The sequence below is a fragment of the Streptomyces xantholiticus genome (assembly GCF_014651015.1).
GTDB lineage: Bacteria > Actinomycetota > Actinomycetes > Streptomycetales > Streptomycetaceae > Streptomyces > Streptomyces xantholiticus.
The window spans coordinates 47,297-56,788 of record NZ_BMWB01000035.1 but is presented as its reverse complement, the minus strand read 5'-3'; the positions used below and the strand labels follow the sequence as shown (position 1 = coordinate 56,788).

Annotated in this window: 12 protein-coding genes and 2 pseudogenes; 11 read left to right on the top strand and 3 right to left on the bottom strand. The window is 70.0% G+C overall.

Going from position 1 to position 9,492, the window contains the following annotated elements:
* Together IE198_RS32145 and IE198_RS32140 are read left to right on the top strand one after the other, a co-directional pair.
* A partial coding sequence (locus IE198_RS32145; RefSeq protein WP_506417287.1) for a DUF8817 family protein occupies positions 1–350 on the top strand: 350 nt, incomplete at its 5' end.
* Between the two features lie 348 nt (positions 351–698).
* Positions 699–1,253, top strand: coding sequence for a hypothetical protein (locus IE198_RS32140; RefSeq protein WP_229834669.1), 555 nt, complete (start codon positions 699–701; stop codon positions 1,251–1,253).
* 11 nt (positions 1,254–1,264) lie between these two features.
* Here the strand turns inward: IE198_RS32140 and IE198_RS32135 are convergent.
* Both IE198_RS32135 and IE198_RS32130 read right to left on the bottom strand, forming a co-directional pair.
* Positions 1,265–1,525 (bottom strand): annotated as a pseudogene (locus IE198_RS32135) (IS5/IS1182 family transposase); the annotation flags it as partial.
* Between the two features lie 181 nt (positions 1,526–1,706).
* Positions 1,707–1,931: a hypothetical protein gene (locus IE198_RS32130; protein WP_189893045.1), complete on the bottom strand. Its 225-nt coding sequence runs from the start codon at positions 1,929–1,931 to the stop codon at positions 1,707–1,709.
* Positions 1,932–2,271: 340 nt separating this feature from the next.
* On the opposite strand from IE198_RS32130, the gene IE198_RS32125 reads away from it, so the two are divergent.
* From IE198_RS32125 to IE198_RS36235, 4 genes and pseudogenes are all read left to right on the top strand, one after another.
* On the top strand, positions 2,272–2,607 hold the full coding sequence (locus IE198_RS32125) for a hypothetical protein (protein WP_189893043.1): 336 nt from the start codon (positions 2,272–2,274) through the stop codon (positions 2,605–2,607).
* Positions 2,604–3,050, top strand: coding sequence for a MerR family transcriptional regulator (locus IE198_RS32120; RefSeq protein WP_189893040.1), 447 nt, complete (start codon positions 2,604–2,606; stop codon positions 3,048–3,050). Before IE198_RS32125 ends, IE198_RS32120 begins: the two co-directional genes overlap by 4 nt.
* The gene (gene merT / locus IE198_RS32115) at positions 3,031–3,351 is read left to right on the top strand and encodes a mercuric ion transporter MerT (RefSeq protein WP_189893038.1); all 321 of its coding nucleotides are present in this window, start codon (positions 3,031–3,033) and stop codon (positions 3,349–3,351) included. Before IE198_RS32120 ends, merT begins: the two co-directional genes overlap by 20 nt.
* Positions 3,352–3,361: 10 nt before the next feature.
* Positions 3,362–3,463 (top strand): annotated as a pseudogene (locus IE198_RS36235) (YnfA family protein); the annotation flags it as partial.
* A gap of 203 nt (positions 3,464–3,666) precedes the next feature.
* Here IE198_RS36235 and IE198_RS32105 read toward each other — a convergent pair.
* Entirely contained in the window at positions 3,667–3,876 is a 210-nt protein-coding gene (locus IE198_RS32105) for a hypothetical protein (protein ID WP_189893037.1), read from the bottom strand.
* Positions 3,877–4,066: 190 nt separating this feature from the next.
* Between IE198_RS32105 and IE198_RS32100 the strand changes: the two genes are divergently transcribed.
* From IE198_RS32100 to IE198_RS32080, 5 genes are all read left to right on the top strand, one after another.
* Entirely contained in the window at positions 4,067–4,255 is a 189-nt protein-coding gene (locus IE198_RS32100; RefSeq protein WP_189893035.1) for a heavy-metal-associated domain-containing protein, read from the top strand.
* Between the two features lie 263 nt (positions 4,256–4,518).
* On the top strand, positions 4,519–5,130 hold the full coding sequence (locus tag IE198_RS32095) for a hypothetical protein (protein ID WP_229834668.1): 612 nt from the start codon (positions 4,519–4,521) through the stop codon (positions 5,128–5,130).
* A 242-nt stretch (positions 5,131–5,372) separates the two neighbouring features.
* On the top strand, positions 5,373–6,887 hold the full coding sequence (locus tag IE198_RS32090; protein WP_373300041.1) for a PepSY-associated TM helix domain-containing protein: 1,515 nt from the start codon (positions 5,373–5,375) through the stop codon (positions 6,885–6,887).
* Between the two features lie 31 nt (positions 6,888–6,918).
* Positions 6,919–7,653, top strand: a complete 735-nt coding sequence (locus IE198_RS32085) for a DUF1775 domain-containing protein (RefSeq protein WP_229834661.1) — start codon at positions 6,919–6,921, stop codon at positions 7,651–7,653.
* A gap of 206 nt (positions 7,654–7,859) precedes the next feature.
* Positions 7,860–9,458: an ISL3 family transposase gene (locus IE198_RS32080; protein ID WP_308426892.1), complete on the top strand. Its 1,599-nt coding sequence runs from the start codon at positions 7,860–7,862 to the stop codon at positions 9,456–9,458.
* The last annotated feature ends 34 nt before the right edge of the window (positions 9,459–9,492 follow it).

The window sequence follows — 9,492 nt, the reverse complement described above, 5'->3', positions numbered from 1 at the left end:
GCAACAGCATCCGCGTCGGCCAGCAGATCAGCGAGGACCAGAGACTCCGGCCGGTACCCAAGGAAACTTTCGCACGGGCAGTGCACATGGCCGATCTGTTCGTCGACTCCAAGGAGGATCTGCCGGGCGCCGCGAAGATCATCGACTACGCACTGCGATCGGAGGACGAGCGCCCCACCCCTGCACAGCATCTGCGCCTGCTGGTGCTGCGGGGGGACATCGCGCAGCGGCTTGGCGACGAGGCCCTGGCCGCGCGGCTGCTGACGCAGGCCGCTGAGCTCCAGCTCACCGAGGAGGAAAGGGCGTCGTCTCCCGAGGCTTTGGCGCGACTCGCCGAGCTACGGTCCTAGGGTGCCGTGGTTCTGAGGCCAGGCGCTGCCCAATCTCGTCGACACGCTTCCTGCCACAAGCGGGGTGTTGCCGGCCGTCATCGACACTGTTGTCCAGTTCCACGTACAAAGCCTCGGCCCGTCCCACATGACCAACATGCCTGGCAACCCTGGGATATCTGTGAGGCACGTACCGTTTCGCGCACGTGCCTTACGTGCCTGAGGCCGTTCCAGTACCCGAGATAACGATTGCTGCGGTGGCGCGGAACGCAGGCCGCGTCTGCCGAAGCGGGCAGCGACGGCCCGGGCGCGGGGCCAAGCACGGCCCTGCCCCGTGTGCTGATCGGCGGAGACCGCATGATGGGGGTTATGAAGTCTCTCGCCGTGGCGGGCCTGCGAATCGTGGACGGGTGGACCGAGCCCGAAGGGCTCATCCCGCCCATCGTCACCGGCCAGGCACCGAGCTGCCCTCCCGAGGAAGGGCGCGTCGAGGCCATGCTCGACGTCCTCGAACCGCACCTACGCGAGAAGGCCAACGCCGACTGGTACCGGCTGTCGGTCGAAGGAGAGCTGTTCACCGAGACCGACCGCAGGTTCCTGCTCGCGCTCCAGCCTGAAGAGAGCAGCCCCTCTCGGTGGTTCTGTGTCGAGCTGCAGAGTGAGTGGGACATCATGGGCAAAGGTGCTGCCGGCCTGCTCGGCAGCGCCCCCTGCCGTCCAGAGTTCCGCATGCTCTCGCTCGACGGGAACGTCCTGTGCTTCGCGACGACATGGGAGCACGACATCAGCACCTCTGTGCTGACAGCGCCGCATCGTTCAAAGGTCCTCCGGCGGTGGGCCGAGGCGGTGGCGGAGGGAACGATGGACGAGCCGGACGAGCCACCGCTGAGCCTGGCGGCACGCCGCTGGCTCGACGGTCACTAAGAAGCCACTGATCACGTTCGGAGCCAGACAGCAAGGGCTGCCGCTGTGGTGGTGCCGAGGAAGACGTAGCCGCGCTTGTCGTAGCGAGTGGCGACCGCCCGGGACTGCTTCAGGCGGTTGATCGCCCGCTCAACGGTGTTGCGCTTCTTGTACCTCGCCTCATCAAAACCGGGTGGCCGTCCGCCGCGTGAGCCCTTGCGCAGGCGGGCGGCCTGGCTGTCACTCTTCTCCGGGATCGTGTTGCGGATTCCCCGCCGCCGCAGGACGGATCGTCATCCATGGCGTGCGGCCCTCACCTTCGGCCTGACGCACCCCTTCCTCGTGGTGCGCAGGCACTCCGGCAGCTGCCGGTCCCGCCGACCGGCTGAGTGATCTCCGCAGGCAGGCCGGGCCGGTCCCGATGGCCGAGGTCTGCATGACCCTGCGCACAGATGGCCGGTAGTTGGCGGGGTTTCAGGTGGCCGGAGTGTCCGGGTGAGCGGTGGTGGGCCGGTCGCCCCAGCCGGCCTGGGCGATCAGGTCGTACCAGTCGGGCAGCGTGCCGGGCGGCAGGTGGCGGCGCAGGAGCTGACAGGGGAAGCGGAGCGGGCCGGCCTTGGCGGGATTGGCCAGCGTCTGCCGGACGATCAGGTCGGTCATCTCGTAGGCGAGATCCGCGCGGGGGAATGCGGCGTGCACGCGGTCGGCGAACCCCTCAGGCAGGAGCTCCTTGTCATGCCCCAGAACGTCTACGGAGATGCCTGCGTGAGCCAGTGCGATTTCTGGGCCCTTGCGGGAGGCGATGCCCTCCGAGGTGCAGGGCGATCGCGTGCCTGGCCGCCATCGCGCTGCAGAGGCATGACGGTGCGGCGGGCGGTGGCGGCCGCGAGGGCCGCGCCGAGGTCACGCGCTGCGCGAGGCCAGGGAGAAGACCGCCCTGCGGATCATCGCCCCGAGCCGGACTTGCAACCGGTACCCAGGTACAGGTTTACCGTCGGAGATGGCCCCACCACGGGGACTGATGACGGGAGTGAGCGCGATGAGTGATCTTGCATGGGTGCCGCAGTCCTGCACGCTGCCCGCCGAGGAGCGGCCTTTGAGGGTCGCCGAGTGGGATGGGCTGTTCTGCGAGCGGCTGACGGCGCTGTCGAGACCCCAGCCGTTCCACCTGCGTCTGGACCTGGCGGGCGGGTCGGGCGTCGAGGACCGGGTCCGTGGCCTGGTGGAGCGTGAAAGCGGCTGCTGCTCGTTCTTCACCTTCACCACCACCCCCGGCGAGGACCTGATCCGTCTGGACATCTCGGTCGACCAGGAGCACGAGGCCGTTCTGGACGCCATCGCGGCCCGAACCGCTGCCGCCGGGGAGCAGCGGTGAGTACGGGCCTGCGCAGCGGGCAGGTCGCCGAGGTGGCCGGGGTGAACATTCAGACCCTGCGCTACTACGAGCGGCGCGGCCTGCTGGCCGAGCCGGAACGCAGCAACGGCGGTCACCGCCTCTACGGCGAGGACGCGGTGACCGCGCTTCGGGTGATCAAGGCCGCCCAGCGGCTCGGGTTCACGCTGGAGGAGGTCGCCGAGCTCCTGGAGGCCGGCCGTCACCGGCACGGGCGCCCCGTGGCGGGGCTCCAGGACCGAGCCACGGCCAAGCTCGCCGAGGTCGACGCGAAGATCGCTGACCTCACCACCATCCGCACCGCCCTGGCCGCCGCCGTGGAGGCGGGCTGCGACGACCTGACCGTCTGCGCCTCGAGCGCCTGCTGCCCGATCCCTTTCACCGACCTCGCCGAGGAGAACCGTCATGCCGGACCCTGCTGCTGAGCCCCGCCCAGGGCGTGCCCCGAAGGCGCTCGGGGGCATGGCCGCGCTGGCCTGCGTGGCGTGCTGCGCGCTGCCCCTCCTGATCACAGCTGGGGTCGTCGGGGCCGGGGCCGGGGTCGGGGCGGTGGTGGCCTGGCTGCCCGCCCTGGCCGTCGTCCTGGCCGTGCTCACCGTCGGCACCTGGTGGCTCGGCCGGCGCCGCCGCTCCTGCTCCTGCGCGTCGAAGACCGCAGGTGAGAGCGGGTGCGGTTGCCAGAAGTCGGCCGACCCGCTGCAGATCAGCGGCGCGGGCCGCCGTTAGTGTCCCGGGTATGACCGTCGCTCGTTCCGTTGCCCTGTTCGTCGTCGCCGCCCTCTTCGAGATCGGCGGCGCCTGGCTGGTGTGGCAGAGCATCCGCGAGCACAAGGGTCGGAAGGATGCGAAGGTCTCCGTCCAGGTCACCCGAGTAGGCGGGCAAGCTGAACATACGTTGGCGGGACCCGGGGCTCGAGCACCCGCCATTTTCCAGGGCGGCGCTCCGGCCCGGGAGCCGCAGCTCAGCGGCTCCGGCGCGCACCGCGGCCGGGCTGTGGGCGTACCCGCCCCAGTCGGCTGGAGACGCCGGGCGGTCGGCCGTCAGGCTGTGCCGTCCAGCTTCCCGGCCTTGGCCTGCTCGATGAGGGAGGCGAACTGGTCGGTGCTCATCTGCACCCGCTGGCCGAAGTCGTCCGTCAGGACCACACGGCGCTCTGCGGGTGCGGCAGGGTCGACGAACAGCTGCGGACAGCCGCAGTTGCAGTTGCCGCAGAAGGTGGCCACTGGCTCCAGACCGCTGACGTCGCTCATCGTCTTCAACCTCTCATGGATTAACGGCAGTCGAAGCGGAGAGTGACCTCCCGGGGCTGCCTGGTGCATACCCTCTGCTGCGTGCCTACAAGCATCACCGTGGAAGGCGCTTCCTACCTGAACGCACTGGCCTCCGCCCCCGTACCTCACATTGCGGGGAGGTAGGACCGGCCCCACGGAGCGGATTGCCATGACCGAGAAGCGCTACACCGTCACCGGGATGAGCTGCGGGCACTGCGTGGCGAGCATCACCGGAGAGGTATCGCAGGTGCCCGGCGTCGGCGAGGTCGTCGCCGACCTCACGGCGCAAGCGGTCACCGTATGCGGTACCGACCTTGACGACCCCTCGGTGCGAACCGCGATCACGGAGGGCGGATAAGGTGTCGCCGCCCCGGACGCAGCCGCCCGCGCCCATGGCCAGCACCGTGCAGGCCATCGTTGCCCAGCCCACCGGCGTGGTTGAACCGGCCACCGCTCCGGCGCCGGCGCCCGCCCAGAGCGTCCCGTACGCCGACAACCACGCAGCACACCCCCGTTGGCGGCAACCCGCCGCGTCCTGCGCGGGGCGCAAAGATGCATAGAACGCGTAAGTCGCGGCGCAACGCCGTATTGCTGCTGGGGGACTTGTGTAGGTTGACCCCCGTGCAGATATCGGGAAGCAGCGCCAAGCGGGTCATACGTGGCCTGACAGCCGCGCTGCTGTGTCTGCTGCTCGGCTGTGTGAGCCACGTCTCGGCGGGTGGGCGGCTTCCCGGATGGGGATGGCTCACCGCCCTGTTCACGGTGCTCGCTCTGGTGGGCGTGGTGCTGTGCCGTAGGCGTCGAGGCTTCGACGTCCAGGTGCTGGTGCTGGGTGCCGCCCAGTTGGTGGTGCACATCGTCTTCCACCTGGCCGGGAAGGCGGCCGCTGAGGTGGCGGGCATGTCGCCGGGACATGCGCACCTTCACGGCGCGATGGGGTCCAGCGCAGCTCCGGTCAGTGGTGGTGGTCACCACGCGATGTCGGTGGACATGACGGTGGCGCATGGCGCGGCGGCCCTGGGGGCGGCGGTCTGCCTGGCCTACGGGGACCGGCTGGTGCGGCGGCTGGCCGCGATGGTGGTTCCCAGATTGGGCTGCTTGCGGCTGTCGCCGCTACCGGAGCCCGCGCCGTGGTTGCTGCCGCGCGGCCCGCGGGTGCTGTGCGTCAGGTACTCGGTGCTGCTCGCGCGTGGCCTGCCCCGCCGAGGGCCTCCGCTGCCGGTACCGGCCTGACGACACCTCGCTCCACGCGCTTTCACCATCCCCACACGGCCACGGTTGCCTGCGGGGCGGGCGCGGCATGCTGTCCTTCCTTGAGCGCGGCGTCAGGCCGGTTGCGCGGCTTCTGCCGCGACGTGCGCCACGCCGCCCATGCAGCGGCGGTCCTCGATTCGACTTCGCGCTGAGCGCCTGCGGCCTGCCCGACGGGCGCGTACCTGGAGTTCCGCATGTCCACTTCGCCCGAAGATCCATCCATGGCAACGTCCGCTGGACCCACCAACCAGCCATCGGAAACACGCAGTTCTGCGACGACCGCCACCGCACCGCCCCCCTCAGCCGCCGACGACACCCCCCGGCCGAAGAACCGTTCCCGGCAGGGAGTACGGGCGCTGCTGATGCGCCTGCACTTCTACGCGGGCGTGTTCGTCGCGCCGTTCCTGATCGTTGCCGCCCTGACCGGCCTCGCCTACGTCTTCGCCCCGCAACTCGACCAGCTGGTCTACGGCGACCAGTTGACCGTCGAGAAAGTCGAGGGCAGGCCGCACCCGTTGGCGGACCAGGTCGCCGCCGCCCGCGCCGCTCACCCGGAGGGGGCACTGGCCTCGGTCCTCACTCCCGCCACCCCGGAGGAGACCACCCGGGTGGTGCTGGCCGTCCCCGAGCTGGGTGAGAAGCAGCGCACCGTGTTCGTCGACCCCTACACGAACGAGGTCAAGGGCGCACTGACCACCTCGTTCAACACCACACCCTTGGCCACCTGGCTCGGCGAACTGCACCGCAGCCTGCATCTGGGAGAGGTGGGCCGGCTGTACTCGGAGACGGCCGCCAGCTGGCTGTGGGTCATCGTCGCCGCCGGACTGGTGCTGTGGCTGGCCCGCAGCCGCTCCAGGCAGGGCAAGCCGGTCCGGCGGGCGCTCCTGCCCGACCGCAGCGCCCGCGGCGTGCGCCGCACCCGCAGCTGGCACGCCACCACCGGCCTGTGGCTGGCCGTGGGCCTGTTCTTCCTCAGCACCACCGGCCTGACCTGGTCGAACTACGCAGGCGCCCGCTTCGAGACCCTGCTGGACAAGGCCCAGGCCCACACCCCCGAGCTCAACACCTCCCTGTCCTCCGCCCCTGGCGGCTCCGGCGACTCCCACGGCAAGCACGGGAACCATGGCGGGACGGCCTCGTCCAAGCAGGCAACCGATCCCATCGACGACATCGGCCCGGTGCTGGCCACCGCCAGGGACTCCGGGCTCACCGGCCCCCTCAATCTGACACCCCCGGCGGACGAGCACAGCGCCTGGTCCGTCGCCCAGGACGACAAGGTGTGGCCGGTCCACCTGGACCAGGTCGCCGTCGACGCCGAGACCCACCAGGTCACCGCCCACAATCGGTGGTCTGACTACCCGCTGCTGGCCAAGCTCACCAAGCTCGGCATCCAGGCCCACATGGGGCGGCTCTTCGGCCTGGCCAACCAGCTCCTCCTCGCCGCCACCGCCATCGGATTGCTGTTCCTCACCGCCTGGGGCTACCGCATGTGGTGGCAGCGTCGACCCACCCGGGCAGACCGCAACGCCCCCCTCGGCAAGCCCCCCGTGCGCGGAGCCTGGCGTCAGCTGCCCCTGCCGGTGCTTCTCCTCGGCATCCCGGTCGTGGTGGCCATCGGCTGGGCCTTGCCGGTCCTCGGCATCACCCTCATCGGCTTCCTGGCCGTGGACATCACCCTCGGCCTCATCCACCACTATCGCCATGGCCGCAGCAGCATCGACGCATCGACCAGGTAGCCGACCGTACCCACCTCTTCAGGAGTCACCCTTGACAGATCGTCCCGCTCGGGTGTGTACCGCGCGCCGATACACCGCCCTGACCGCCACCGCCACGGCGGCCGTACTGGCCGCCGCTGCCCCTGCGTTCGCACATGTGGAGGTCACCGCCAAGGATGCTCGCGCACTGGCCACCGACGTCCGCCTGGAGTTCATGGCCGAATCGGAGTCCACCTCGGCCGGCATCACCAAACTCCAGGTGTTCCTGCCTGACGGCATGAAACCGGCCGACGTCACCTACGCCGACGGCCCGAAGGACTGGAAGCTCACCCGCGAGGAGAAGACCTTCACCGTCTCCGGCCCAGCCGTGGCCACCGGCAAGGACGCCGAATTCGCCGTCACCATCCGCCAACTGCCCAACACCAAGTCGCTGGTGCTCAAGACCCTGCAGACCTACAGCGACGGCCGCATCGACCGCTGGATCGAACGGGAGGAATCAACCGGCCACGGGCACGGCAACGCCGCCGCCCCCCGGCTCGACCTGAAGCCCGCCGCCGCAGGAGCCAGCCCCAGCGCCACCGCCAAGGGCACACCCTCACCCAGCAGCAGCGCGACAACGCAGGCACCCGGCAACACCGCCGGCCCGGACTCTGACCGAAAGGACACCGCAGCCCAGCAGGACGACGCCACCTCCCCGCTCATGCCCGTGGCCCTCGGCGCGCTCGCGCTTGCCGCGGTCGGCGGCGGGATCTGGTGGCGGCGCCGCAGTGCCGCCACCCGCCACTGACCCACCAAGCGGTGCCCGGCCCCCACGGGGTCGGGCACCAGGGAGCGTCACGCGTTCGGACGGTGTGGCTGTGTACGCGACTTATGGCTCTGGCTCAACTTCTGTGACGCGGCCACTCTGAGTGACGGCCGGACCTCTTCGAGCCGTACGAAAAGTCGCCCGGAAATGGCCCGTCGGCTCGGCGGTTGGGCTGACAGTTCGGGGCCGTGGAAGAGGTTGCGCTCCGGCTCAAAGAGTTGTTGTTCCCGTCGATCGCGGACGTCGCGGTGCTGTCGGTGGACGTGAATTTCGAGATAGTGCGCGTTGATGCGCAATCTGTGGCGGACGGTGACGTGTGCCCGGTCTGCGGAGTCTGGTCGAACCGGGTTCATGGTTCCTACGTGCGGTTTCCCGCTGATGTGCCGAGTGGTGGCCGAAGTGTTGTTCTCCAGTTGAGGGTCCGGCGGTTCACGTGCGGGAACTCGGGATGCGCACGCCGTACCGTCGTCGAGCAGGTGCCCGGCCTGACACGTCGGTACGGTCAGCGGACTGAGCGGTTGCGTTCCACCCTGGCCGCAGTCGGCCTGGCCCTCGCGGGCCGCGCCGGGGCGCGCATCGCCCACGTTCTCGGGGTGTCCGTCAGCCGCAGCACGGTGCTCCGGCTGGTGGACGATCTTCCCGAACCCGAGATCCCCGCGCCGCGGGTCGTCGGCGTCGACGAGTACGCCACCCGCAAGGGCCGCCACTACGGCACGGTCCTCATCGACATCGAGACCCGGCGCCCCGTCGATCTGCTGCCGGACCGGGAGGCGTCCAGCCTGGCTGCCTGGCTCGCCGAACGGCCGGGCGTCCAGGTCGTTTGCCGCGACCGGGCGCCGTTCTTTGCCGAAGGCGCCTCCGCCGGCGCCCCGCAGGCCGTCCAGGTCGCGGACCGGTGGCACCTCTGGCACAACCTGAGCGAGGCCGCCGAACGGGCAGTCGCCCAGCACCGCCGCTGCCTGCGAGCCCTTGTCCCGGCCGCCCCCGAACCCGAATCTGAGCCCGCCCCGGAAGACGAGCCGTCCGGTTCACCCTGGCCGACGGGACACCGGTTCGCCGACCGCACCAGGTCCCGGCACGCCGCCGTTCACGCACTCCTGGAGGCAGGACACAGCCTGCGTTCGGTCCAGCGGCAGCTCGGCATGGCCTGGCACACCGTCAAACGGTTCTCCGACGCCGTGAAGCCGGAGGACCTGTTCACCGGCCAGTGGCAGAACCGGACCTCGGTCCTCGACGACTACAAGCCCTACCTGGACGACCGCTGGAACGACGGCATCACCAACGCCTGGAAGCTGTGGGAGGAGATCGTGCCGCTCGGCTACGAGGGCAGCTACCAGCGCGTCCGCGCCTACCTGCACAAGAAGCGCACCTCACCGCGACCGGTGACCGCCCGGCCGCCGTCACCCCGAACAGTCTCCAGATGGATCCTCAGACGCCCGGAAACCCTCACCGAGCACGAACAACTCCAGCTCAAGACCGTCCGCACCCAGTGCCCCGAACTCGACGCCCTCACTCTCCACGTCCGGTCCTTCGCGACCATGCTCACCGACCGCCAGGGCGAGCGCCTCCCGGCCTGGCTCGACGCCGTCCGACAGGACGATCTGCCCAGCCTCCACACCCTCGCCGCCGGCATCGACCGCGACATCGACGCCGTCACCGCTGGATTGACCCTGCCCTGGAGCTCGGGCGCGGTCGAAGGCCATGTCAACAGGATCAAGATGCTCAAGCGCCAGATGTTCGGCCGTGCAGGGTTCCAACTTCTTCGCAAGCGTGTCCTACTGGCGTGACGGAGGGTGGCCGCGTCCCGGGCGTTGAGCCAGA